This is a genomic window from Kitasatospora sp. NPDC093679 (assembly GCF_040683455.1).
Lineage (GTDB): Bacteria > Actinomycetota > Actinomycetes > Streptomycetales > Streptomycetaceae > Kitasatospora > Kitasatospora arboriphila.
This window is the reverse complement of the sequence record NZ_JBFBDW010000009.1, coordinates 141,325-165,331: the sequence shown is the minus strand read 5'-3', so window position 1 is coordinate 165,331 and position 24,007 is coordinate 141,325. Positions and strand designations below refer to the sequence as shown.

Annotated in this window: 23 protein-coding genes; 18 read left to right on the top strand and 5 right to left on the bottom strand. The window is 76.0% G+C overall.

Translation table 11 applies throughout. The features are described 5' to 3' along the window. Positions 1-284: 284 nt before the first annotated feature. Both AB0O09_RS10820 and AB0O09_RS10815 read right to left on the bottom strand, forming a co-directional pair. A complete protein-coding gene (locus tag AB0O09_RS10820; protein ID WP_363541208.1) occupies positions 285-740 on the bottom strand; it encodes a MaoC family dehydratase in 456 nt (151 codons plus the stop codon). 82 nt (positions 741-822) lie between these two features. After that, positions 823-1,272, bottom strand: a complete 450-nt coding sequence (locus AB0O09_RS10815) for a pyridoxamine 5'-phosphate oxidase family protein (RefSeq protein ID WP_363541206.1) — start codon at positions 1,270-1,272, stop codon at positions 823-825. 114 nt (positions 1,273-1,386) lie between these two features. Here AB0O09_RS10815 and AB0O09_RS10810 point away from each other — a divergent pair, with 114 nt between their 5' ends. The 18 genes from AB0O09_RS10810 (at position 1,387) to AB0O09_RS10725 (ending at position 20,300) form a co-directional block, all read left to right on the top strand. Continuing rightward, positions 1,387-2,229, top strand: a complete 843-nt coding sequence (locus AB0O09_RS10810; RefSeq protein ID WP_363541204.1) for a hypothetical protein — start codon at positions 1,387-1,389, stop codon at positions 2,227-2,229. Between the two features lie 185 nt (positions 2,230-2,414). After that, entirely contained in the window at positions 2,415-2,987 is a 573-nt protein-coding gene (locus AB0O09_RS10805; RefSeq protein ID WP_363541202.1) for a hypothetical protein, read from the top strand. After that, positions 2,981-3,907, top strand: coding sequence for a hypothetical protein (locus AB0O09_RS10800; protein WP_363541200.1), 927 nt, complete (start codon positions 2,981-2,983; stop codon positions 3,905-3,907). Before AB0O09_RS10805 ends, AB0O09_RS10800 begins: the two co-directional genes overlap by 7 nt. Before the next feature lie 58 nt (positions 3,908-3,965). After that, positions 3,966-4,805 carry an SAF domain-containing protein gene (locus tag AB0O09_RS10795; protein WP_363541198.1) on the top strand — a complete coding sequence of 280 codons (840 nt, stop codon included), beginning with the start codon at positions 3,966-3,968 and terminating at the stop codon, positions 4,803-4,805. Then, the gene (locus AB0O09_RS10790) at positions 4,805-5,875 is read left to right on the top strand and encodes a hypothetical protein (protein ID WP_363541196.1); all 1,071 of its coding nucleotides are present in this window, start codon (positions 4,805-4,807) and stop codon (positions 5,873-5,875) included. Before AB0O09_RS10795 ends, AB0O09_RS10790 begins: the two co-directional genes overlap by 1 nt. Beyond that, positions 5,865-7,403, top strand: coding sequence for a CpaF/VirB11 family protein (locus AB0O09_RS10785; RefSeq protein ID WP_363541194.1), 1,539 nt, complete (start codon positions 5,865-5,867; stop codon positions 7,401-7,403). The genes AB0O09_RS10790 and AB0O09_RS10785 overlap by 11 nt, the downstream gene beginning before the upstream one ends. Then, positions 7,403-8,362 carry a type II secretion system F family protein gene (locus AB0O09_RS10780; RefSeq protein ID WP_363541192.1) on the top strand — a complete coding sequence of 320 codons (960 nt, stop codon included), beginning with the start codon at positions 7,403-7,405 and terminating at the stop codon, positions 8,360-8,362. Before AB0O09_RS10785 ends, AB0O09_RS10780 begins: the two co-directional genes overlap by 1 nt. After that, positions 8,359-9,240: a hypothetical protein gene (locus AB0O09_RS10775; RefSeq protein WP_359985231.1), complete on the top strand. Its 882-nt coding sequence runs from the start codon at positions 8,359-8,361 to the stop codon at positions 9,238-9,240. The genes AB0O09_RS10780 and AB0O09_RS10775 overlap by 4 nt, the downstream gene beginning before the upstream one ends. 42 nt (positions 9,241-9,282) lie before the next feature. After that, positions 9,283-9,558 (top strand): hypothetical protein, encoded by a 276-nt coding sequence (locus AB0O09_RS10770; protein ID WP_030265308.1) that lies wholly within the window; start codon positions 9,283-9,285, stop codon positions 9,556-9,558. After that, the gene (locus tag AB0O09_RS10765; protein ID WP_363541190.1) at positions 9,555-9,983 is read left to right on the top strand and encodes a TadE family protein; all 429 of its coding nucleotides are present in this window, start codon (positions 9,555-9,557) and stop codon (positions 9,981-9,983) included. The genes AB0O09_RS10770 and AB0O09_RS10765 overlap by 4 nt, the downstream gene beginning before the upstream one ends. Beyond that, positions 9,980-10,435, top strand: a complete 456-nt coding sequence (locus AB0O09_RS10760; protein ID WP_359985234.1) for a TadE family protein — start codon at positions 9,980-9,982, stop codon at positions 10,433-10,435. Before AB0O09_RS10765 ends, AB0O09_RS10760 begins: the two co-directional genes overlap by 4 nt. A gap of 46 nt (positions 10,436-10,481) precedes the next feature. After that, positions 10,482-10,940, top strand: coding sequence for a hypothetical protein (locus AB0O09_RS10755; RefSeq protein WP_363541188.1), 459 nt, complete (start codon positions 10,482-10,484; stop codon positions 10,938-10,940). Then, positions 10,940-14,728, top strand: a complete 3,789-nt coding sequence (locus tag AB0O09_RS10750) for a LysM peptidoglycan-binding domain-containing protein (RefSeq protein WP_363541186.1) — start codon at positions 10,940-10,942, stop codon at positions 14,726-14,728. The genes AB0O09_RS10755 and AB0O09_RS10750 overlap by 1 nt, the downstream gene beginning before the upstream one ends. A 190-nt stretch (positions 14,729-14,918) precedes the next feature. After that, the gene (locus AB0O09_RS10745; RefSeq protein WP_363541184.1) at positions 14,919-15,281 is read left to right on the top strand and encodes a GatB/YqeY domain-containing protein; all 363 of its coding nucleotides are present in this window, start codon (positions 14,919-14,921) and stop codon (positions 15,279-15,281) included. A 77-nt stretch (positions 15,282-15,358) separates the two neighbouring features. Beyond that, positions 15,359-16,057, top strand: coding sequence for a hypothetical protein (locus tag AB0O09_RS10740; protein ID WP_363541182.1), 699 nt, complete (start codon positions 15,359-15,361; stop codon positions 16,055-16,057). A gap of 98 nt (positions 16,058-16,155) precedes the next feature. Continuing rightward, positions 16,156-17,127 (top strand): zinc-binding dehydrogenase, encoded by a 972-nt coding sequence (locus AB0O09_RS10735; protein ID WP_363541180.1) that lies wholly within the window; start codon positions 16,156-16,158, stop codon positions 17,125-17,127. A 95-nt stretch (positions 17,128-17,222) separates the two neighbouring features. Beyond that, positions 17,223-18,266, top strand: a complete 1,044-nt coding sequence (locus AB0O09_RS10730) for a S66 peptidase family protein (RefSeq protein WP_363541178.1) — start codon at positions 17,223-17,225, stop codon at positions 18,264-18,266. A gap of 159 nt (positions 18,267-18,425) precedes the next feature. Further along, positions 18,426-20,300: a hypothetical protein gene (locus AB0O09_RS10725; RefSeq protein ID WP_363541176.1), complete on the top strand. Its 1,875-nt coding sequence runs from the start codon at positions 18,426-18,428 to the stop codon at positions 20,298-20,300. Positions 20,301-20,374: 74 nt separating this feature from the next. Here AB0O09_RS10725 and AB0O09_RS10720 read toward each other — a convergent pair whose 3' ends face one another. From AB0O09_RS10720 to AB0O09_RS10710, 3 genes are all read right to left on the bottom strand, one after another. Further along, on the bottom strand, positions 20,375-21,751 hold the full coding sequence (locus tag AB0O09_RS10720) for a S53 family peptidase (RefSeq protein ID WP_363541174.1): 1,377 nt from the start codon (positions 21,749-21,751) through the stop codon (positions 20,375-20,377). Between the two features lie 296 nt (positions 21,752-22,047). After that, positions 22,048-22,806, bottom strand: a complete 759-nt coding sequence (gene fabG, locus AB0O09_RS10715) for a 3-oxoacyl-ACP reductase FabG (protein ID WP_363541172.1) — start codon at positions 22,804-22,806, stop codon at positions 22,048-22,050. 11 nt (positions 22,807-22,817) lie between these two features. After that, positions 22,818-24,005, bottom strand: coding sequence for an acetyl-CoA C-acyltransferase (locus AB0O09_RS10710; protein WP_363541170.1), 1,188 nt, complete (start codon positions 24,003-24,005; stop codon positions 22,818-22,820). Between the last annotated feature and the right edge of the window lie 2 nt (positions 24,006-24,007).

Below are 24,007 nucleotides of genomic sequence, written 5' to 3'. Positions count from 1 at the left end.
TCCAGGGGACGGAGCTGGGCACGGCACCTCCACGTCGGGACATCCGTACGGCGGTGGCCGTCCGGCGTCCGCGGTCGCGGAGGCCGGCAGGCCGGACGCGTACGGGTGGGGCGGCTGGGGCTCCGCTGCCGTACGACGACCGTCGAAACCGGACACTACCCCTCCTGGCCCGTGCGGGCCCGGCCGAAACATGATCGGGCGAGCCGTTCGGCGGACCCGCCGGTCGGGCCCCGGACACGCCGGGACGGGCCCGCCGCCCGGCGGGCCCGTCCGGGTGCGGAGGATCAGGCCGCGTAGAAGCGGGTGATCGTCTCGGCGACGCAGTGCGGCTTGGGGCTGCCCTCACTGCTGATGGTGAACCGCACCAGCGCCTGCACCCCGCCGGGGACCTCGTCGGCGGAGAGCAGCTCGGCGGTGGCCCGCACCGCCGTGCCGACCGGCACCGGCGACGGGAAGCGGACCTTCTCCGAGCCGTAGTTCAGGGCCATCGCGATGCCCTCGACGCCGTAGCACTCCTTCGCCAGCACCGGGATCAGTGAGAGCGTGAGGTAGCCGTGCGCGATCGTCCCGCCGAACGGGCTCTCCTTGGCGCGCGCCGGGTCGACGTGGATCCACTGGTGGTCACCGGTGGCCTCGGCGAACAGGTTCACCTGCTCCTGGCCGATGGTGTGCCACTCGCTCGTGCCGAGCTCGGTGCCGACCGCGGCTTTCAGGTCGGCCAGCGAGGCGAAGGTCGTCAAGGTGCGCTCCAGGTGGGGTCGGGGCTCCGGTCCCCACGGCTGCGTCCGGCGGGGACAGTCGGAGAGTATGCCTACCGACCGGTCACCTGTCAGCGGGGGCCGGGCGCGCCGCGGCGGCGGTACCGACCGCGCGCAGCCGCCGCCCGCCCACCAGCTCCGGGGTCAGCGCCACGTACACCGGCCGCGGACCGCCCACCCACGGGCGCAGCCCCGCGTCGTACAGGCCGTCCTGCGCGCGGTGGTCCCGGACCACCTCGGCGTGCCCGTGCACCAGGACGCTCCAGCCGGAGCGCGTCTCCGGGTCGAGCACGTCGGCCTGGAAGGCGGCGACCGTGCCGTCCAGCGCCCGCGCGGTGGCGCTGTCGGCGCGCAGCGCCAGCACCAGCCGGCCGTCCTGCGCCACCTCGAACGCCACCGGCAGCACCGCGGGCAGCGCGTGCTCGGTGTACACCACGCGCCCGACGGGCACGGTGCCGAGCAGGCGGCGGCACTCGGCCTCGCTCAGCTCCTCCACAGGGTCCTCGTACTCCATGGCATGATGCTCGGCCCGCGGCCGCGGAGCCGGTAGGGCCGATGGTCCCTGCCCGAAGGGTCCTCCGGCGGTAGCTTGTCGCCAGGCACGGAGGCGGAAGGGGGCTGGTGCGGGGTGGGCGGCGGCATCGAACTGGTGGTGATCGGCGCGGACGGGGGGCCGGACCGCAGCTGGTCCGGCTCGGAACGGGCCGCGGACGGCGCCCGCACCCTCGCCGCGGCACTGCCCGGCCGGACCTTCGACGCCGGGGCCCGCGGCTGCCGGGTCGACCTGCTGCCCCCGGACGCCGACGCCAACACCATGCTCACCGCGCTGCGCGCCGCCGCGGCGAGACCCGCGCGGTGGCTGGTCGTCTGCCTGCTCGGCCAGCTCACCGCCGACCCCAGGGGACGGCGGATCGCGCTCGTCACCGCCGGCTCCACCCCCGACAACGCCTACCGGCGCGGCCTCGCCTGGGACTGGGTGGTCAGCGCCATGGTGCACGGTGACCAGGAGGAGACCCTGCTGCTCGTCGACGCGGTCGCCGACCGCGACACCTGGGCCGCCCTCGCCCGGGAGGACGCCGCGGGAGAGCTCCTCAGCCACTCCCGCGTCCCGCTCTGGGGACGGATCGGCCGGTACCAGGCCGGGCGGCGCGGCCGAGACGCCGTCCGCCCGGGAGGCGACGGATCGTTCAGCCGGCTCCTGGTGGACGCCCTCGACCGCGGCGTCCCCGGCGCACCCGCCGCCCTCGGCCCGCAGGAACTCGCGCCCGTCCTCGCGCACGAACTCGCCCTGCGGGACGGCGGCGCGGCCGAAGCCGGACAGGCCGTCGAACTCGTACCGGCCGACGGGGGACGGCTGCTGATGCACAATCGAGCCGCCGTCCGGGGCGCATTGGCCGGATTGTCGCTTTCCGACGAACTGTTGGCCGTGCTCTGGCGAGAAAACACCCCAACCGATCCGCCGAACGCGTAAGGTCGGACCGCCCGAGGTGTTGCTGTGCCGGGGCGGGTGGCGAAGAATCGATGTCCCCGCGGCGGCGCCGAGGGACGGCAGAGGAATTGTGCGACCACGGCCGCGGACGAGGTCTGGCGCTACGAGGTGGGGCGATGCGGCAGCGCGGAAATGTGTTGCGCCCTGGGGCGGTCGGGATCGGTGGGGTGGCACTGCTGTTGGCGCTCAGTGCCTGTTCCGCCGCCGACGCCGGGGGTTCTGCGGACCGTCTGGGTACTCCTGTGACAGCTGTTCCCGGTGGGACTGCAGTAACTCCTTCGAGTGGTCCGGGTACGGGCGGCAGCGCCCCCACCGAAGGCCCCGACGGAGCCGTCGCCCGAACGGTCCTGAGCACCTATCAAGCCTGGTGGCAGGCACAGGTCGAGGCGTTCGCCCGCTCCGATTCGGACGGCTCGCAACTGCGTGCGTACTCGACCGGTCAGGCGCTGAGCGAGGCGCTGGCCAGCCTCCACCAACTGCACGACGCAAAGCTGGTGATGACCGGGAGTCCGCGCAACTCGGCACTGGTGAAGAAGGTCGATCTCTCCGCCGATCCGCAGACGGCCGTCGTGCAGGATTGCCTCGACGTCACCGATTGGCACCAGGCCGACGCAACGACCGGAGCGGTAAAGGATCCCCGGCAGCGGCTCACCCGCTATCCGGCGACCGTTTCGCTGCGGAGGAACGACAGCCGTTGGATGATCGTGGACTTCGAACGCGAGGTGGATCGCACGTGCTGAAAAAGGTCTTCCGCACGCTGCTGCTCTCGGCATTGCTGCTCGCTTCCGCGGCCCCGGCCTCGGCGGAGGGGGGCGGCACCGTCAATCCGTGCGCCGTCCGGGACATCTGCGTGGTCGTCACCGAGCCCGGGAGCACGGCCGAGCCCGGGGGCGGGAGCGGCGGGTCGTCGGGCGGGTCCGACGGCGGGGTGCAGATGTGCAGTTGGAACGGGCAGCAGTGGCCCTGCTGGGACGACGACCTCGGCTGGTTCTCCACCGCGGACGGCTGCTACTACCACCGCTCCGAGCCGCAGCCGCCCGCGAGCGACCCCGCCTGGGACGGCCACAGCCCGTCCGAGGGTGCGGTGTACGAGGTCAACTGCCGCGGTGTCGGCGGCCAGCTGTCGCCGAAGCCGCCGATGTTCTTCGCCCAGCCGCCCGGCGGCCCGCCGCCGCCGGACCGCCCGTACGACCTGGGCATGAAGGCGCTCGGCATGATCCACTTCGACTCGCCGGCGCTGCACGCCGCCCCGGCCGCCACCGCCGTCGTCGGGGTGCCGGTCTGGCTCTGGTACACCGCCGGGCCGACCACGGCCGGCCCGCAGAGCGCCACCGCCAAGGGCCGGACGATGAGCGTCACCGCCACCGCCCGGCTGACGAAGGTGCACTGGGACACCGGCGACGGCTCGGCCGGCGCCGACTGCACCGGCCCCGGCACCGCCTACACCCCGGGCGCCGGCACCGAACCGCCCTGCGGCCACACCTACCGGAAGGCGTCCGGCGGCCAGCACGACCAGAGCTTCTACCTCACCGCCACGCTGACCTGGCGGGTCGAGGCGGTGCGCTCCGACACCGGGGCGCGGGTGTTCGCGGTCGACTACCGCGTCGACACGGACCAGCCGCTGCCGCTGAAGGTCGCCGAGGTGCAGGCGCTCAACTGACCGCCGGCCACGCCCCGACCCCACGACGAACCACCAGTTCCGGAAAGGCCGAAGCCCGGTGGAAACCCGCAACGTCCCGACGCCGAGCGCAGGCACCGCCGCCCTCGCCCCCGACCCGCACCGTCCGGCCCCGCACGTGCCCCCGCGCACCCTGCGGGCCCGGCGGCGGCGGCCCGCCGTGCTGGCGATGGCCGTCGCGCTGATCGCCGCGGGCGGCCTCGGCGGCGCCGCCCTCTACACCAGTTCGGGGCAGCGGATCGCCGTGCTGGCGGTGGCTCGCGACGTCCCGATGGGGCAGGCCATCACCGCCGACGACCTGGTGGTCGCGCACATCGCCGGCGACCCGCTGCTGCGCCCGCTGGACGCCCGGGACCGGGCCGGCACCATCGGCCTGCGCGCCACCACCGACCTCAAGCGCGGCGCCCTGCTGCTCAAGGCGGACCTGACGGCGGAGCCGGTGCTCCGCCCCGACCAGCAGAAGGTCGGCCTCGCCGCCAAGCGCACCCAACTGCCCGCCACCCGGCTGCAGCCGGGGCTGCAGGTGCTCGTGGTGTCCACCCCGGACGCCAAGGGCGACCAGGCGGCCGACCGGACGCCGGAGACGATCGCCGCGGTGGTGGTCACCGTCGGCCGCGTCGACTCCGACGGCAGCCAGGTGGTGGACGTGGCCGTCCCCTCGGCCGACGGACCGCGGCTGGCCGTCTGGGTGTCCTCCGGCCGGTTCCAGGTGATCCTCGCGCCGCGGGCCGGCGCCCCCGCACCCGCGCCGTCCACGAGCGGCACCACCGCGGACGACGGGAAGGCCGGGGCGGTCACACCCCCGGCCGGTACGCCGACGGGTGCCCCGAGCGGCAAGGCCACCGGAAGTCCGAAGAGCGGTACGGGAGGTGGCACCTGATGGCGGTCGTCGCCGTGGTCGGCGGCCCGGGCGCGCCCGGGGCCACCACCACCGCCCTCGCCCTGCTGCTCAGCTGGCCGCTGCCGCCGGGCCGCAAGGTCCTGCTCGCCGAGTGCGATCCGGACGGCGGCGCCGTGCTGGCCGGCGCGCTGGAGGGCCGCATCGACGCTGTGTACGGGCTGCGCAACCTGGCCGTGGCGGACCGCCGCGGCCTGCTCGCCCAGACCGTCTGGGAGCAGCTGGTCGACCTCTCCCCGGAGGGCACCGCGGAGCGGCTGCTGCTGCCGGGCCTCACCGACCCCGCGCAGGCGCCCGGCCTCGCGTACACCTGGGAGCCGCTCGCCGACACCTTCCAGGCCCTGGACGGCCAGGGTTACGACGTGATCGTCGACCTCGGCCGGTCCGGAGCGACCGGCCCGGGTGCGGTGCTCGCCCGGCGGGCCGACGTGGTGGTGGCGACCGTCCGGACCACCCTGCGCGGCCTGTCCGCCGCCCGGCCGCGGCTGGCCGCGCTCCGCGACGACCTGGAGAGCGCCGGCCCGGGTGCCGACGCGCTCGGCCTGCTGCCGGTCGGCGAGGGCCCGTACCCGCTGGCCGAGGCCGCCCGCGAACTCGGCGTCTCCGCGCTGGGCCTGCTGCCCTACGCGCCGCGCACCGCCAGGGTGCTCTCCGACGGCGGTGACACCGCCGACCGGCGGTTCGTCCGCTCCGAGCTGATGCGGACGGTGCGCAGCGCGGCCGACCGGATCCAGGAGGTCGCGGCCCGCCGCCGGCAGCGCCTCGCCCCGCAGGCCCAGGCGTACCCGCAGGCCCAGCCGTACCCACAGCCGCAGCCGTACCCCCAGGCCCAGCCCTACCCGCAGCCCGCTGCGGCCCCCGCGCCCGGCCCGGTGCTCGGGCCGGTGACGCCGCGGCAGCCGTGGGCGCCGGTGCCCGATCCGCAGTCGGTCGGCTTCCCGCAGCACATCGCACCGCCGGCCGTCCCGCAGCCGCCGGCGCCGGCGCCCTTCCCGCCGCCGGACCGGCAGCAGCCGCAGAACGGGTACGGGGAGGTGCTCCGTGCGCGGTAGTCCGCTCCAGCAGGGGCCGTCCTCGCCGCCCTGGCAGCTGCCGACCCCCGGTGCCGTGCCCGGCCCCGGCGTCGTCCCCGGTCCCGTCCGGCCGTCCGGGCCCGCCGCGCCCGTCGCGGCGGTGCCCGCACTGCAGCCGGTCGGCGTCCGGCCGGCCGTCGACCCGCAGGTCGCCCGGGAGCTCAAGCGCCAGGTCGCGGCCGAACTCCACCAGCAGCTCGCCAAACTGGAGGGCTCCGGCGAGGTCGACCGGGCCACCAGGCGCCAGCGCGGCCGGGCGCTGATCGAGGAGGTCGTCGCCCGCTGGTCCGACGCGTACGCGCAGACCCACGGGATCCCGCCGACCCGCGACCAGGACCGCGCGCTCGCCGAGGCCGTCTACGACCTGCTGTTCCGGGCCGGCCGGCTGCAGCCGTACCTGGACGACCCGGAGATCGAGAACATCCTGGTCAACGGCTGCGACGACGTCTGGGTGTCACGGGCCAACGAGCCGCTGCGGCAGGTGCCGCCGATCGCCGACAGCGACGCCGAACTCGTCGAGCTGCTGCAGGACCTGGCCCGCCAGCACGGCGGCGGCGAGCGCAGCCTCTCCACCGCCAGCCCCACCCTGGCGCTGCGGCTGGAGGGCGGCATGCGCCTGCAGGCGCTGACCGAGGTCACCCCGCGCCCGTACGTGGCGATCCGCCGGCACCGGGTCGCCTCGGCGACCCTCGGCGACCTGGTCGGACTCGGCACCCTGGACGCGACGTTGGCGGCCTTCCTGGCGGCGGCGATCCGGGCCAAGAAGAACGTCATGGTCACCGGCACCCAGGGCGTCGGCAAGACCAGCCTGCTGCGCGCGATGGCCGCCGAGATCCCGCCGGACGAGCGGGTCGGCACCCTGGAGACCGAGTTCGAGCTGTGGCTGCACACCCTCGGCCACCTGCGCCAGGTGGTGCCGATGGAGGCCCGGGAGGGCAACGGCGAGCGGGTCGACGGCCGGGTCGCCGGCGAGCTGACGATCGGTGAACTCATCCCGGCCGCGCTGCGGATGACGCTCTCGCGGATCATCGTCGGAGAGGTCCGCTCCGCCGAGGTGGTGCCCATGCTGCGGGTGATGACCAACGGTGAGGGCGGCTCGATGTGCACCCTGCACGCCCGCGCCCCGCACATGGTGGTCGACCGCATCGCCGAACTCTGCCTGGAGTACGGCGCCCACATGACCGACAGCCTGGCCTACCGGCTCACCGCCAACGCCGTCGACTTCGTCGTGCACGTCACCATGGTCGACGAGACCGCCGTCGGCGGCCGCCGGCACCGCTTCGTCTCGCACGTCCTGGAGGTCACCGGCCTCGGCGAGAGCGGCCGCCCGGCGATGAACCAGGTCTTCGGCCCGCGCACCGAACAGGGCGAGCCGCGGGCCGTCCCGCACACCCCGCCGCAGTGCCTGGACGACCTGCGCCGGGCCGGCTTCGACGCCGGCCTGCTGCAGTCCCCGTACGGCAGTTGGGGCGCCCCGCTGGGGCTGCGGATCGGCGGTGCCCGCTGATGCTGCTCTTCGTGCTCTGCGGCCTCGCCGTCGCCGGCGGGCTGGTCGCCCTGGTGGCCGGCCTGGTCGGCACCCGGGAGGAGAAGCCCGAGGCCCGGCCGGGCAGCGGCCGGCTGCACACCTTCTGGTACGGCGCCCCCGGGACGGCGAGCCCCGGCCGTGCCAGGGCGCGGCGGGTCCAGGCCGTGCTCGCGGTGGCCGGCGGCGCCGGCGCCTGGCTGTTCACCGGGATCCCGCTGACCGTGCTGCTGCTGCCGCTCGCCGTCTTCGGCCTGCCCTGGCTGTACGACGCCACCCGCTCCGACACCCGGCGGATCGAACGGCTGGAGGCGCTCGCCGAGTGGACGCAGCGCCTCGCCGACGTGCTGCTGCTCGGCGTCGGCCTCAACCAGGCGATCGTCACCAGCCGCCGCACCGCACCGCCCGCCCTGGAGGCCGAGATCGGCGACCTCGCCGCCCGGCTGCAGTCCCGCTGGCGACCGGAGGACGCGCTGCGCGCCTTCGGCGACGAACTCGCCGACGCCACCGCCGACAAGGTGCTCGCCGCCCTGCTGCTGCGGTCCGGCGACAGCGGCCCCGGCCTGGCCCGGGCGCTCGCCGACATCGCCGAGTCGGTCCGCGAGGAGGTCCGCCAGCGCCGCGCCATCGAGGCCGACCGGGCCAAGCACCGCACCACCGTCCGCTGGCTGGTCGGCATCATCCTCGTGGTGATCGCGGCCGGCGCCCTCAACCCGCGCTACACCGCGCCGTACGCGAGCGTCACCGGCCAGGTGGTGCTGGCCGTGGTCGCGGCCGCGTTCGTCGGGGTGATCGCCTGGATGCGGTCGCTCGCCGCCCACACCCCGCTGCCCCGACTGATCGAGCCCGACCGGCGCAGCAAGGCCGGCCGGCTGCCCGGCGACCCGGTCGAGGCCGAGCCGTCGCCGGAGGCCGCCGCCGCGGCCAAGGAGGCCCGATGATCTCGCCCTGGGCCGTGCTCGCGGGCGGCGCCGCGGCCGGCGGCCTCGCCCTGCTGCTCGCCGAACTCCGGCCCGCGCCGCCGGACCTCGGCCAGGCGCTCGGCCGGCTGCACCGCACCCCGGACCCGCGCCCCGCCGAGGAGACCCGCCCCGCCTGGTACGACCGGATCGGCGCGGACTCGCTGCGGCTGCCCGGCGCCCGGATCCCGCACCAGCAGCTCGCCCTGATCGGCCGCAGCCCGGCCCGGTTCATGGCGCACAAGCTGCTGTTCGCGCTGGTCGGACTCGTCCTGCCCGGCTACCTGGTGGCGATGGCCGCGGTCGCCGGGATCGGCCTGCCGGTCGCCGTGCCGCTGCTCGCCGGCCCGCTGCTGGCCGCCGTGCTCTGGCTCGTCCCGGACGGCATCGTGGCCGGCGAGGCGAAGGAGGCCCGCACCGAGTACCTGCACGGCGTCGCCGCCTACCTGGAACTCGTCGCCCTGGAGCGGGCCGCCGACTGCGGACCGGCGGAGGCCCTGCGGCGGGCCGCCGCGGTCGGCCGCGGCACCGTCTTCCGGCGGATCCGGGACGCCCTGGAACGCGCCGCCACCGACCGCCTGCCGCCCTGGGACGGCCTCGACGCCCTCGCCGCCGAACTCGGTCTGACCCCCCTCCAGGACCTCGCCGACATCATGCGGATCTCCGGCACCGACGGCGCCGCCGTGTACGACACCCTGCGTGCCCGCGCCAAGAGCCTCCGCGGCGAACTCCTCGCCGAGGAACTGGCGCAGGCCAACACCGACAGCGAGCGGATGGTCGCGCCGGGCTCGGCGCTCACCCTGCTCATGACGGTGCTGATCGTCTTCCCCGCGCTGTACCAGATGCTCGACGTCAGCTGAGCAGCCGACGACCACCCGACCGCCCGTCCTGGAGACCACACCATGACCGAGACCGCGGCCAGGCTCAAGCCCCTGGCCACCGCCCTCCTGCTGCCCGTCCTGCTGCCCCTGCACCTCGGCATGCCCTACCTGCACGTGCGCCTCGGCAGACTGCGCGCCGCCCGCGCCTCCGGCGACCGCGGCGCGATCAGCATCGAACTCGCCCTCACCATCATCGTCCTGGTCGCCATCGCCGGTGCGGTGCTGGCCGCCGTCAAACTGCTCGCCGGCAAGGCCGAGCAGAAGATCCCCACCGACGTCCCGGACGCGGTGAAGTGATCCGACGCCCGCGCGTCCCCGCCGCGCCGCGCACCGCCGCACTGCGCGACCGCGGGGCGGTCGTCCTCGGCCTGGCCATCGTCTTCCCGGTCGTGCTGACCGCCGTCATGCTCGTGGTGCAGGCCTCGCTCTGGTGGTACGCCGACCAGGTCGCCCTCACCGCGCTGCGCGAGGGCGTCGACGCCGGCCGGGTGCGCGGTGCCACCGCCGAGGACGGGGACGTGCGGGTACGGGAGTTCCTCGCCCGCTTCGGCCGGCTCGCCGAACTCGAGAGCGTCGACCACGCCGGTTCCGACGCCGAGACCCAGCAGATGACGGTGACGGTCCGTCCGCAGTCGGTCGTGCCGTTCTTCGACCGGCTGACCATCACCGAGACGCTCAGCGCACCCCGCGAGCGGTTCGTCCCGCAGGGCGGGCAGCGGTGACCGCCCGCGCCGCCCGACGGCGGCCGCCCGCGGGCCGCGACACCGGCGCCGTCCCCGTCGAGGCGGCGCTGCTGCTGCCCGTGGTGCTCGCCTTCGTGCTGATCGTGGTCGCCGCCGGCCGGGTGCAGAGCACCGGCGCCGTCGTCGACGCGGCCGCCCGGGCCGGCGCCCGCGCCGCCTCGCTCGCCCGCGGCGAGGACGGCGCCCGGCAGGCCGCCGCGGACGCCGTGCAGGACGTCCTCGGCCGGCGCAAGGTCCGCTGCTCGCAGGACCCGGTCACCCCGGTGTCCTACGGCACCCTGCAGACCCCCGGCGGTGAACTCGCCACCGTCACCGTGCGGGTGCGCTGCTCGGTGCCGCTGCGCGACCTGCTGGGTGTGGACGCGCTGCAGGGGGACAAGACCATGACGGGGGAGTTCACCTCGGTCGTCGACCGCTACCGCGGCGACTGAGCAGGGTCGACCGCCACCGCGGCGACCGAGCAGGAGAGGGGGGCCGGTGGCACACCGGAGAACACCGCCGCGGCGCCGCCGCGGCCCGGACGACGGCGCACTGTCGGTGTACGTGGCGATCTGCGCGGCCGCCCTGGTCGTGCTGGTCGGCATCGTGCTCGACCTCGGCGGACGGCTGCGCGCCGTCGAACGCGCCGACGCCCGCGCCCAGGAGGCCGCCCGCGTCGCGAGCCAGCAGCTCGACGTCGAGGCCGTGCTGCAGGGCCACGGCTACCGCATCGTCAGCCAGGAGGCCGCCGAGCGGGCCGCCGACGACTACCTGCGGGCCTACAACCTCACCGGCACGACCCGGCTGGTGGACGACCGCACCGTCGAGGTGCGGACCACCGGCACCTACACCAGCGCCCTGATCGGCGCGGTGATCCCCGACTTCACCCACCTCGAGGTGCACGGGTACGGCAAGGCCACCCTCGTGCCCGGCATCACGGAAGCGGAGAACGGCTGATGGCCGCGCGACGAGCCGACGACCCCGCCCGCACCGGCGCCCCCGCCCGCACCGGCGCCCCCGGCGACCGGACACCCGCCGGCGTCCGGCGCCCCGCCGCCGTCCGGACGCGGCGCCGCCGCACCGCCGGCTCGGTGGCCGCCGCCCTCGGCGCGCTGCTCGCGCTGGTCGCCCTACTGGCCGGCCTGCCCGCGCTGCTCGGCTACGGCACCCTGGCGGTCGCCTCGATGGGCGAACCCGCCACCGGCGGCAGCGCCGTGGAGGTCCTCACCAGCCCCGACGACGGACGGCTCTTCCTGTGGGCGCTGGTCGGCGTCGGCTGGATCGCCTGGCTCTGCTTCGCGCTGTCCGTGCTGATCGAGATCCCCGCCCAGCTCCGCGGCCGGGTCGCCCGCCGGATCCCCGCCTTCGGCTGGAGCCAGCGCATCGCGGCCGGACTGGTCGGCGCCGTCCTCGCCCTGCTGCCGGTGGCCGGTTCGGCCTTCGCCGCCGTCCCCGAACGCGGCCCGCAGGCCGTCGCCGCCGCGCTGCCCGCCGCGCCGCAGTACGCCGCGCTGCCCGCGGCCGCGCCGGCCGCAGCCCCGGCCGCACCCGCCCAGGACCACCCCGTCTACACCGTCCGCGACACCCGGCCCGCCGACAGCCTCTGGTCCATCGCCGAGCACCAACTCGGCTCGGGGGAGCGGTGGCAGGAGATCGCCCGGCTCAACGACGGCCGGGTGATGGACGACTCCGGGCGGCGGTTCGACGCAGACCGGCCGATCCATCCCGGCTGGAAGCTGCTGATGCCCGGCGACGCCAGGCCGGACGCCGGCGGCGGCGCAGCCCCGCAGCAGAGCCCCGCGCCCGCCCCGCAGCACTCCTCGGTCACCGTCGCCCCCGGCGACAGCCTCTCCGCCATCGCGCAGCGCGAACTCGGCAGCGGCGACAGGTGGCCCGAACTCTTCGAGGCCAACCGCGGCGTCCGCGCCCCCGACGGCGAACGGCTCACCGACCCGGACGTGCTGGTCCCGGGCACGGTGCTGGCCGTCCCCGGTGCCCCGCAGCCCGCCCCGCAGCAGCCGCAACCCGAGCAGCAGGCCCCGCAGCCGCCCGCGCAGTCCACCCCCGCGCCCGCAACTCCCGCGCCGGCCACGCCTGCACCCGCGAGCCCCGCACCGAGCACGCCCGCCCCCCACAGCCCCGCGCCGAGCACACCGGCGAAGCACACCCCGCCGCCGGTCGTCCCCGCCGGGGTCGGCCACGAGGCGCACGCCGCCTCCGGCGACTACACCACCGCGCTCGCCGCCTCCACCGTCGGCGTGCTGCTGGCGGCCATCATGATCGGCACGGTCGCCCGGCGCCGCGGCGACCAGCAGCGCGTCCGCCGGCCCCGGCACCGGATCACCATGCCGGCGCCGTCCGCCGCCGCCTTCGAGGCCGAGCTGAAGGCCCGTCAGAACGTGCCCGCGCTGGAACTGCTGGACCGCGCCCTGCGCACCCTGGCCCGCAACACCGTCCGCACCGGCAAGCGGCTGCCCTCCCTGGTCGCCGCGCGGATCACCCCCGGCCGCACCGTCGAACTCCACCTGTCCGGGCCGGCCGTGCCGATCGCCCCCTTCCGGGCCGCGCACGCCGCCAACGTCTGGTGGTGCCCCGAGGACTCCAACGAACTGCTGTCGCCCGGCCAGGCCGCCAAAGCCTCGGCGCCCTACCCGGCCCTGGTCACCCTGGGCACCTCGCCGGACGGCTCCGTCGTCCTCGCCGACCTCGAGACCGTCCGGCTGGTGCACCTCTCCGGCCACCCCGACGACGCCCGCGACGTGCTGCGCACCCTCGCCCTGGAACTCGCCCACAGCCCGCTCGCCGACCGCCTCCACCTGCACCTCGTCGGCTTCGCCGAGGACCTGCCGATCGCCGGCCGCGCCGCCGAACGCGTCCACCGCTACGACTCGCTGGAGCAGGCCCTCGGCGCACTCGGCCCGCGCACCGCCCGGGCCCGCGCCACCCTGGTCGCCGCCGAGGCCACCAGCCCGCGCGACGCCCGCAGCCGAGGCCGGTCCGACGAGGCCTGGGTCCCCGAGATCGTCCTCTCCGCCCAACCGCCCGCCGGCCAGGTGCCCGCCGAACTCGGCCGCCTGCTCGACGCCAAGCCGCGGAGCTGCCTCGCCGTCATCACCCGTGCCCCGGAACGCGGCAGCGGACCCGTCGCCCGCTGGACCCTGCCCGCCACCGGCGCCGCCACCCTGCCCGGCCTGCACCTCCAGGTCGAACTGCAGCGCCTCGACGACGCCCAGTACGCGAACCTCGCCGAACTCGTCCGCGCCTCCGGCGACACCACCCAGCACCTGGCACCCGAGTGGACCCTGGACGGCCCCGGCGACGACCTCGAACCGGCCGAACTGCCCGCCCCCGTCCCCGTGCTGGCCGCCGTCGGCAGCACCGCGGACAGGCGGCCGGCCAACGGCGCCAACGGTGCCAACGGCGCCAGCGGTGCCAACAGCGCCAACAGCGCCGACGGCGACGACGACGCCGCGCCGCGGCTGATCGCCCGGGTCATCGGCACCGGCGCCAGCCCCTTCGCGGGCACCGCCCCGACCGCCACCCCGCCGCAGCCCGGGACGGCCGTCGTCCGGGCGGTCACCCCCGTCAACCCGACCGCACCGCCGCTCACCCCCGTCCCGGCCGCCGCCGACCGGCCCCCCGTGCCGCAGCCGACCGCGGACCGGCCCGCCGTGGAGGCGCCGCCCGCCGACCGGCCGACGGCCGACCTGCCCGGCGCGGGCGGGGACGACACACCGCCCCCGCCCCGGCACACTGCCAACGGCATCGGCCGGCACGCCGCCTCCGGACCGGGCCGCCCGCCGCAGCCCGCCGTCCCCCGGCAGCCCGACCGCTCCGCGGACCAGGCACCCGCCCCCGAACCGACACCGACCCACGACCCGGCCCCCGACGTCGCCTCCCCGGCCGCCGGCACACCCCGCGCGGCCGCCGCCCGCACCGACAGCGCCGAACTGCTCGCCATCCTCCGCTCACCTGAAGCCCACACCGGCCGCTCCGCGCCCAGGCTCCGCGTCCTCGGACCGGTCGACATCACCGGCGCCACCGGCAGCACCGAACCCGCCGCCGTCCCCCGCCTCACCGAACTCGCCGCCCTCATCACCCTGCGGCCCGGCATCGACCACGCCACCCTGGACCGCGAACTGCACCCCGGCGCCGCCCACCTCGCCGAACTCGCCCCCGCCCTCGCCGCCAGCCCGCTCCCCGGCAAACTCACCCGCCTCGCCGCCTGGCTCGGCACCTCCGCCGACGGCCGCCCCCACCTGCGCACCGACCAGCCGGACGGCTACGCCCTCGCCCCGACCGTCAGCTGCGACTGGGACGAATTCCGCGGGCTCTACCGCCGCGGCATGCGCTCCACCAGCTCCACCGCCGACGCGGCGCTCGCCCACGCCCTCGCCCTCGTCCGCGGGGCGCCGTTCGCCGAAGCCCCCGCCGACGCGTACGGCTGGGCCGAACCCGAACGCCAGGACATGCTCGCCGCGATCGTCGACACCGCCCACGAACTCGCCGTCCGGCGCCTCCAGTACGGCGACCACCGGACGGCCGAGGCCGCCATCTTCCGGGCCCTGGCCGTCGCCCCGGACGTCGAACTCCTGCACCGCGACCTGTTCTACGCGTACGCCTCCGCAGGCGCCCGCGACCAACTCGTCCGCGCCGTCAACCGCCTCGACGCCCTCAGCCGCCGCACCGGCCGCGACCTGGACCCGGACACCGTGGCCCTCCTCCGCGACCTCCTCGCCGCCTGAGAGGCCCCGCCCCGGGGGTGCGGGGAACTGCGCGGCCCGGGTGCGGCCCACCTCGCGGATCAGGGCCGGGCCGAATTTCGTACGGTGCCCACTCCTGGATTGCGCAGTTCCCCGCGCCCCTGATTTCCCATGGCCGTACTCGCACGAATATGGGTCGCGGGGGAGGTGGTGGCCCGGTTAGCGTCGCGGCATGACGAGTTCGGACCTGCCCCTGCGACCCCGCCTGCGGGCGGCCCTCACGGTGGCCATGAAGGCACGCGACAAGGTGACCGTCGATGCCCTGCGACCCACCCTCGCGGCGTTGGACAACGCCGAGGCGGTGGAGCGTCCCGAGGGCGCCGACCGGAACCTCGCGGTCGAGCTGATCCCGATCGGTGCGGGTGCCGCCGAGGTGGCCCGCCGGGAGCTGACGGAGGAGCAGATCGTGGGGATCGTCCGGGCCGAGGCCGCCGAGCGGGCCGAGGCGGCGGAGGCGTACGACCGGGCGGGCCGTCCCGACCGTGCCGAGCGGCTCCGTGCGGAGGCCGCCGTCATCCTCGCGCACCTGGGCTGATCTCCGGTCCGGGCCCGCTGTCAGTGCCAGGCGGCAGGATGCGGAGCGAGCAGTCGAGCGCGTCCGGAGGAGCAGCCGTGGGCACCGTCAGCAGCGTGGGACCGGACCGGCCGGTGGAGTTCGTCCCGGCGTGGTGCGCCACCGATCTGGGGGTGCACCGGCCGTGCCGCGGCACCTACGAGTGGTACCCGTACGCGAGCCTGCCGCCGTTGGCGGCGGGCCGGTTCGACGGGGGGTTCGGCTGGCTGGGCGGGCCGGGGCCGGCGGATCCGGAGCGGGTGGCGCTGCTGGACGGGGTGGCGGCGGCGCTGGCCGGCACGGGTTGCGAGCTGCCCGCCGACTTCGTGGCGCTGCAGACCTCGGCCCGCTGCCACGACGTGCTGGACGAGGTGTCGGTGACGGGCTGTTGGACGGACGTGTCGCAGCCGCTGCCGAGCCCGTTCGAGCCGGGCGCGCGGCTGGTGCGGTTCCTGCGGGACCAGCAGGACTGCGTGTTCTGGTACCTCTACCTGCGGCCTTCGGGGGAGGCGTTCGTGGTGGGGTCGCCGTTGGACTTCGCCTGCCTGCCGGAGTGGGAGGAGGCGGAGGGGCCGGTGGACCTGAGCGCGGCGGTCGCCCACTGCGCCCCGGGCTTCGAGGAGTTCGCCTACCGCTTCTGGGTGGAGAACCGGCTCTGGCAGGCGTTGCAGCACGAGGAGGCGCCGGCCGCGCCGGAGCTCGCCGAGTACCTGGCCCACTACACCGACCGGTACACCGGCCCGGTGGCCTCGGTGTGACCGCGGGCGCGCGTCGGTTCCGGTTCCGGCCCTTGACCTGAAGTCCGCTTGAACGTGCAGGCTGGGGCGCAGAGGTCGGAGCGAGCCGGGGAGCGGTCGTGCGAGCGGTCTGGTTGACGGAGTTCGGCGGGCCCGAGGTGCTGGTGGCGGGCGAGGCGCCCGATCCGGTGCCGGGTCCGGGGCAGGTGGTGGTGGACGTCGCGTACGCCAACACCACCTTCGTCGAGACGCAGTTCCGGGCGAGCGGCCGTGGGCCGTTCGCGGCGGTGCCGCCGCTGGTGCCCGGCAACGGGGTCGGCGGCACGGTGGCGGAGGTCGGCGCGGGGGTGGACGGGGCGCTGCTCGGCCGCCGGGTGGTGACCTCCACCGGCGGGTCCGGCGGCTATGCGGAGCGGGCGCTCGCGGCCGCGGCCGACCTGGTCGCGGTGCCGGACGGGCTGGCCCTGGACGCGGCGGTCGCGCTGCTCGCGGACGGCCGCACCGCGTTGCTCCAGCTACGGGCCGTCCGGGTCGCCGCCGGGGACCGGGTGCTGGTCCTCGCGGCGGCCGGCGGTGTCGGCGGTCTGCTGGTGCAGCTGGCCGCGGCCGCGGGGGCGACCGTGGTCGGTGCGGCGGGCGGCCCGCGCAAGGCGGCCGTCGCGGCGGGCCTCGGCGCGAAGCTCGCCGTGGACTACCGGGAGGCCGGCTGGCCGGAGCTGGTGCGGTCCGGCACCGGCGGCCTGGACGTCGTCCTCGACGGGGTCGGCGGCGATCTGGCCCGGGCCGCCTTCGAGCTGCTCGCGCCCGGCGGGCGGATGGTCAGCTACGGGCTGGCGGGCGGCAGCTGGGCGGCGATCCCACCGGAGGCGGCGGAGGACCGCGGGGTGGAGCTCGTCGCACCGGCCCGGCCCGACCCGGTGCTGCTGCGCGCCGCCACCGCCGAGGCCCTCGCCGAGGGTGCGGCGGGCCGGCTCCGGCCGCTGATCGGGCAGCGGTTCCCGCTGGAGCGCGCGGCCGATGCGCATGCCGCGATCGAGATGCGGGCGACCACCGGCAAGACCCTCCTGGTCGTCCGGGAGGAACGGGACTGACCGGCCGTCACCGGACGGGACCTCCCGTCCGGGACCTCCCGTCGGGGCGCCGAAACCGCTTCGGCACACGGGCCCGCCGAACCTACGATCGGGGCATGACAGCTCCCGTGTACCCGCCCAAGCCGAAGCCCGGCGACCGGGTGGCGATCCTCTCGCCGTCCTCCGGCCTGCCGGCCGTCCTGCCGCTGCCCTTCGACCTCGGCCTGCGCCGTCTGACCGAGGAGTTCGGTCTGAAGCCGGTGGAGTACCCGACCACCCGGCGGATGGGCTGCTCGCCGCAGGAACGGGCCGCCGACATCCACGCGGCCTTCGCCGACCCGGAGGTCAAGGCCGTGATCGCCAGCATCGGCGGCGACGACCAGATCACCGTGCTGCCGCACCTCGACGACGAGCTGATCCGCGCCAATCCGAAGCCGTTCTTCGGGTTCAGCGACAACACCAACCTGCTGACCCACCTGTGGAACCTCGGCATCGTCGGTTACCACGGGGCGAGCGTGATGACCGAGTTCGGCCGCCCCGGCGCCCTGCACCCCGTCACCGGGGCCTCGGCCCGCGCCGCGCTGTTCACCTCCGGCCCGTACGAGCTGACCGAGCCCGCGGAGTTCAACGACATCGACCGGCCCTGGCAGGAGCCGGCGACCTTCGAGTCCGAGGCGCCGATGCAGCCCGCCGGGGGCTGGACATGGCACCGGCCGGAGCGGGTGGTCGAGGGGGTCAGCTGGGGCGGCAACCTGGAGATCCTCGGCTGGCTGCTGATGGCCGACCGGGGCATCCGCAGCCCCGAGGCGTACGAGGGCTGCGTGCTCTTCCTGGAGACCTCGGAGGAACTCCCGTCCGGCGAGGAGGTGTTCCGGATCCTGCGCAACATGGGGGAGCGGGGGCTGCTCGCCCGCTTCCCCGCGCTGCTGATGGGCCGGGCGAAGGCGTGGTCCTTCGACCGGCCGAACGACGCCGCGCAGCGCGCCGCGCACCGGGCCGGGCAGCGCGAGGCGGTGCTCCGCGCGCTGGCCGCGTACGCGCCCGACACCATGGCGGTGTTCGACGTCGACCTCGGGCACACCGACCCGCAGGTGGTGATCCCGTACGGCGGCACCGTCCGGGTGGACGGGCCGGCCCGCCGGATCACCGTGACCTACTGACGGACCGACGGCTGCGCCACCCGCCCGGGCGGTCATCGCGACCCGGCCTGGAAGCGGCCCGGGATCACCCCGTATGGTGGCGAAATCGTGCGCGGTGGAGGGCATCGCGCTGGCAAGGGCGAGGCCGCGGCGGGCGGCGGGGCGGGGCGGTGACCGGGCGTGGCGGACGTGACAGCGGCCTCCGGCGGCGGCGAGCGGAGACCGTTCGACACGGACACGCCCCCGCGGCCGGCCGAATACCGGCCCGGCGAGGAGCAGACCGAACCGCCCGCACCCGTGCCGCACACCGGCTGGACGACCACCATGCCGGCGATCACCCTGCCGTCCGTCCCGCCGCAGCAGCCCCAGCTGCCACAGCAGCCGCCCGGCCCGGCCCCCGTGCCGCCGTCCGCGCCCCCGCCCGCCCCGGCCGTCCCGCCCGGCCCGGGGCCGACCGGGCTGCCGGCCACCCCGCCGCTGCGCGGGTTCGGCGCCGGTCTGCGCGGCCGGATCCTGGTCGTCGAGGGCGGCTACGGCAGCAGCGGCCGCCGGCCCTGGGGCCGCGGCAGCGCACAGGCACCGGTGCTGTCCGCGATGCTGGCTGCCGTCTCGCCGCACGTCCTGCTGGCCTCCGACGCGGTCGACGCCGTGCACCTGCCCGGTGCCGGCGACCCGCAGACCGTCCTCGCCCATCTGCGCGCCGCCTCCCGGCACCCGGGCCCGCTGCTCGTCCACATCGGCGGGCACCTGGTCACCGACCGGCGTGGCGAGCAGCTCTTCCTGACGCTCCGTGACGCCCGCTCGCACGACACCCTGCCCTGGCAGGCCGTCGCCGCGGAGCTGCAGCACCGCCCGCAGGAGTGGGACACCCTGGTCGTCGCCGACCTGAGCGCCGACCAGACCGCCTGGCCGCTGGTGCAGAGCACGATCTCTCCGCTCACCGACGGCGTGCCGCTGTGGGCCGTGGTCAACCCGGACCCGGACCAGGTCGGCACGTTCACCCGGGCGCTGATCGAGGTGCTGCACGTCGGCGTCCCGGGCGCCGGGCCGGTGCTCGCACCGGAGGAGCTGCGCCGGCAGGTGCACTCGGTGCTCCGGCCGGAGGCCGCCGTCCTGCAGTCGCACGCCCCGGACCGCCCGGTCTTCCGCAACACCTCCCGGCAGATCGGCGACACCTCCACCGCGGCCAGGCTCAACGAGGCGCCCCGCCCCTCGGCCGTCCAGCCGAAGCGGCCGGGGGCCCGCCCCGGCCGTCCCCGCCCGGCGGCACCCGTCGCGGCCGCGCCGCGGATCACCCTGGCGAAAGCGCAGCAGGCGGTGCCGCGCGGCCCGGTGTCGCTGCTCAAGCCGGGGGTGCCGCCCACCCCGCCGCGTCCGGCGCGCCCGGTCTCGCTGCGCAAGCGGCTGCCCGGCGACCCGCCGGTGCCGCCGCCGATGTCGCCGGAGGCTGCGGCCGCGGCGGCCGAACCCGCGCGGACCGCGGCGGTCCCCGACCCGATCGGGGCGCCCGCGGAGGCGCCCGGCGGCTCCGCGGCCCGGGTCGAGCTCGGCAAGCGGGCCGTCCCCGAGGCGTCCCCCTCCGCGGAGCCGGCAGCGGGGCCGGCGGCCGAGCCGGTCGCGGACTACCGCGAGGCGGTCGGCCGGATCGTCCGTGCCGCCGACGCCGGCGAGCACGACACCGCCGCCGAACTCGCCCTCGCCCTGGAGGAGGAGGCCCTCGGTACGCACGGTGCGGCGGCCCCCGAGGTGCTGCAGGTCCGTCAGGTCCGGGCGCACGTCTCCCGGCTGGCGGGTCGTACGGTGCTCGCCGCCGACCTGTACCGGGAGGTGGCGCTGGCGCTGCTCGGCACCGCCGGTGCCGAGGACCCGGAGACCCAGCGGGCCGCGACCAACGCCGAGGCCTGCTGGCGGGCGGTGGCGGACCCGGTCGAGGCGATCCGGATCGCCCCGGAGATCATCGAGCTGCGGGCCCACCTGCCGGGTCCGGAGGGCCGCAAGCTGCGCGCGGCCGAGCGCTACCTCGCCAAGCTGGCGGCCGCGGCCGCCGAGGGCTGACGGACGCCGCGGCCCCGCGGACACCTGCAGGGCCGCCCCGCCGGCGGCGGGACGGCCCGGACGTGCGGGGCCGGTCAGCGTCCGGCGAGCGCGTGCACGAAGCGGGTGCCGTCCACGGTGCCGAGACCGGAGGCCAGGTCGTAGCCGGGGGCCGCCTGGTACCCCGTCACCTTGTCCCAGGAGTTGTCCCCGGCGGTGACGTCGTTGATGCCGCTCCACTTGGCGGGCAGCATCGCCAGGCCGTACATCCGCCAGTTCAGCTGGCCGAGGCGGTGCCCGGCGAGCTGGTCGGCGAGCGCGACGACGCCCGAGAAGATCGGGGTGGCCTCGCTGGTGCCGCCGGTGAGGTGCCAGCCGACCCGGGTCGGGTCGTAGGACTCGTACGTCCAGGCCGCGCCGTCGACGGCGGCGCTCATCGAGATGTCCGGGGTGCCGCGGTGGTTGCCGGTCACCTTGGCGACGCCGGCCTGGTACCAGGGGCGCTCGAAGACGCCGGAGACGCCGCCGCCGGCCGCGCCGTAGTCGTCGTGCCAGACCTTGTCGGGCGCGGTGCGGACGCCCTTGTCGTCCAGGGTCAGCTGGGTGCCGCCGACGGAGGTGACCAGCGGGTCGGCGGACGGCCAGGAGTTGACCCTGTACGGGTACAGGTCGCTGCCGTTCTCCATGGCGTCGGTCGCGCCGTTGTCGCCGGAGGCGGCGAGCACGGTGACGTTCCGGGCGGCGGCCTCCTTGAAGGCGTACCGCAGCTTCTCGATGGACGAGAAGTCGTGCTTGTCGAAGCCGGGGAAGGTGTTCTCGGTGGCGCCGAAGCTCTGCGAGATCACGTCGGCCCGGCCGGAGCGGATCATCGCCTTCTCGGCGTCCATCATCTCCGGCAGGCCGGTGACGCCCTCGGTCTCGGCGACGCCGGTCTCCACCAGGACGATGTGCGCGTCCGGGGCGATCGCGTGGGCGTACTCGACGTCGAGGGTGGTCTCGCCGGCCCAGCCGGTGTGGTCCCCGTTGGTCGGGTCGAACGGCGGAACGTCGCCCCACTTGACCACCTCGACGTCGGTGTCGGGCAGCCCCCACTGCTTGTCGAACACCTCCAGGTCGTGCTGGATCGTCGGGGAGCCGAAGGAGTCGACGATGACGATCGTCCGGCCCTTGCCGGTGACGCCCTGCCGGTACAGCGGGTCCAGGTCGTAGGCGGTGCGGTACTGCAGCGGCGAGTAGCAGTGGATGCCGATCTGCGCGACGCACTCGGCGGTGGATATCGGGGCGGTGCGGCCGGCCGCGCTGATGTGGCCGCTCGACGCGGGCCGGACGTGGACGGCCGGCCCGCGGAGGGCGGACCCGGCGGCCGGCCGGGCGACGGCGGTGCCGCCGGCCAGGGCGGTGGCCCCGACGGCGAGCAGCGCGAGCGCCCGGACGGTGGAGCGGGGACCCGCGGTGACGGGATGCGTGCCCATGGGACTCCTCGGTGGAGGGGTGCCGACCGGTCGGTCGGCACCCCACATCCCACCGGGCGCGGGCCCGTTGATCCATAGTCACCCCGGGGCCGTCGCCCCCACCGCAGTGGGCCACCGGATCGGGTAAAGACCACCCCCGGATTCGGTAAGCCCACATGACTCCGGGGCGGTGTCAGCGGGCGCGCGGCCAGCCGAAGCAGGGGGCCGACCACTCAGGGGCGCGGGGAACTGCGCAATTCAGGTGACGTTCACTTGGCTGGTAACGCGAACCCGGAACAGGCGCAGCGCAGCTCCCGTCAGCGGGCGCCGCCGTTGATGTACAGCGTCTGCCCGCTCACGTACGAGGCGTCCTCGCTGGCCAGGAAGGCCACCACCGAGGCGACCTCCTCCGGCTGCCCGACCCGGCGCAGCGGGGTCCGCTCGGCGGCCATCGCCTGGTGGTCCTCGGCGGAGGAGCCGACCCGCTCGGCGGTGGCGGCGGTCATCGCGGTGGCGATGTAGCCGGGGGCGACCGCGTTCACGTTGATGTTGAACGGGCCGAGCTCGATCGCCAGGGTGGCGGTGAGGCCCTGGATGCCGGCCTTGGCGGCGGCGTAGTTGGCCTGGCCGCGGTTGCCGAGCGCGGAGCGCGAGCTCAGCGAGACGATCTTGCCGTACTTCTGCTTCACCATGTACCTCTGCGCCACGTGGCTGCAGTTGTAGGCGCTGGTGAGGTTGACGGTGAGGACGGCGTCCCAGTCGTCCTTCGCCATCTTGAAGAACAGGTTGTCCCGGGTGATGCCGGCGTTGTTGATCAGGATGTGCAGCGCGCCGAGGTCCTCGACGACCTGGGCGAACACCGCGTCGACCGCGTCGTAGTCGGCCACGTCGCAGCCGTACGCGCGGGCGGTGCCGCCCTTGGCGGTGATGGCGTCGGCGGTGGCCTGCGCCCGCTCGGCGGTGAGGTCGACGACGGCCACGGTCGCGCCCTCCTCGGCGAGCCGGGCGGCGGTGGCCGCGCCGATGCCCTGGGCGGCGCCGGTCACCACGGCGACCTTGCCTGCGAATCGCGTCATCTGATCTGCCCTCAGTTCTTCTCGACGAGTACGGCGGTGCCCTGTCCGACACCGACGCACATGGTGGCCAGGCCGCGCCGGGCGCCGGTCCGGCGCATCCGGTGCAGCAGGGTGGTGAGGATGCGGGCGCCGGAGCCGCCCAGCGGGTGGCCGAGCGCGATCGCCCCGCCGCTCGGGTTGACCAGGTCGTGGTCGAAGCCGAGCTCGTTGACGCAGGCGAGCGCCTGGGCCGCGAAGGCCTCGTTGAACTCGGCCTCCTCGACGTCGCCGACCTGCCAGCCGGCCCGGGCCAGCACCTTGCGGGTGGCGGGGACGGGGCCGATGCCCATGACGTCCGGGTGGACGCCGGCCGAGGCGCCGGCGACGTAGCGGCCGAGCGGCTCCAGGCCGAGCCGGCCGAGCGCCTCCTCGGAGACCAGCAGCAGGGCCGCGGCACCGTCGTTCATCGGCGAGGCGTTGCCGGCGGTCACGGTGCCGCCCGCCCGGAAGACCGGCTTGAGGCCGGCCAGCTTCTCCAGGGTGGTGTCCTCGCGGATCGACTCGTCGGCGGTGACGGTGACCCCGTCCGGCCGGACGACGGGCAGCAGTTCGGCGTCGAAGTGGCCGTCCTTGCGGGCGGCGGCGGCCCGCTGGTGGCTGCGCAGCGCGAAGGCGTCCTGCTGCTCGCGGGTGACGCCGAAGCGCGCGGCGACCTCCTCTGCGGTCTCGCCCATGGAGAGGACGCCGTGCAGCTCCTTCATCCGCGGGTTGGTGAGCCGCCAGCCCAGCCGGGTGTCGAAGGTCTCCATCCGGTGCGGCATCGCCTCGTCGGGGCGGGGCAGCACGAAGGGGGCGCGGGTCATCGACTCGCAGCCGCCGGCGACGACGACCTCGGCCTCGCCGGAGCCGATCGCCCGGGCGGCGCTGGTGACGGCCTCCATGCCGGAGGCGCACAGCCGGTTGACGGTGGCGCCGGGGATGCTGTCGGGCAGTCCGGCGAGCAGCACGGCCATCCGGGCGGCGTTGCGGTTGTCCTCGCCGGCCTGGTTGGCGGCGCCCCAGTAGACGTCGTCGATGCGGGCCGGGTCGAGCTGCGGCACCTCGGCCAGCAGACCGGAGAGGACGGCGGCCGACAGGTCGTCGGGCCGGACGGTGGACAGCGCGCCGCGCAGCCGCCCGATCGGGGTGCGGCGGGCGGCGGCGAAGTAGACGGGACGCACTT

Excerpts from the sequence above, each read along its gene's own strand:
- AB0O09_RS10815 (WP_363541206.1), bottom strand. The coding sequence starts at position 1,272 with ATGGAGTACGAGGACCCTGTGGAGGAGCTGAGCGAGGCCGAGTGCCGC.
- AB0O09_RS10790 (WP_363541196.1), top strand. The coding sequence starts at position 4,805 with ATGGCGGTCGTCGCCGTGGTCGGCGGCCCGGGCGCGCCCGGGGCCACC.
- AB0O09_RS10780 (WP_363541192.1), top strand. The coding sequence starts at position 7,403 with ATGCTGCTCTTCGTGCTCTGCGGCCTCGCCGTCGCCGGCGGGCTGGTC.
- AB0O09_RS10775 (WP_359985231.1), top strand. The coding sequence starts at position 8,359 with ATGATCTCGCCCTGGGCCGTGCTCGCGGGCGGCGCCGCGGCCGGCGGC.
- AB0O09_RS10770 (WP_030265308.1), top strand. The coding sequence starts at position 9,283 with ATGACCGAGACCGCGGCCAGGCTCAAGCCCCTGGCCACCGCCCTCCTG.
- AB0O09_RS10750 (WP_363541186.1), top strand. The coding sequence starts at position 10,940 with ATGGCCGCGCGACGAGCCGACGACCCCGCCCGCACCGGCGCCCCCGCC.
- AB0O09_RS10745 (WP_363541184.1), top strand. The coding sequence starts at position 14,919 with ATGACGAGTTCGGACCTGCCCCTGCGACCCCGCCTGCGGGCGGCCCTC.
- AB0O09_RS10730 (WP_363541178.1), top strand. The coding sequence starts at position 17,223 with ATGACAGCTCCCGTGTACCCGCCCAAGCCGAAGCCCGGCGACCGGGTG.
- AB0O09_RS10720 (WP_363541174.1), bottom strand. The coding sequence starts at position 21,751 with ATGGGCACGCATCCCGTCACCGCGGGTCCCCGCTCCACCGTCCGGGCG.
- fabG (WP_363541172.1), bottom strand. The coding sequence starts at position 22,806 with ATGACGCGATTCGCAGGCAAGGTCGCCGTGGTGACCGGCGCCGCCCAG.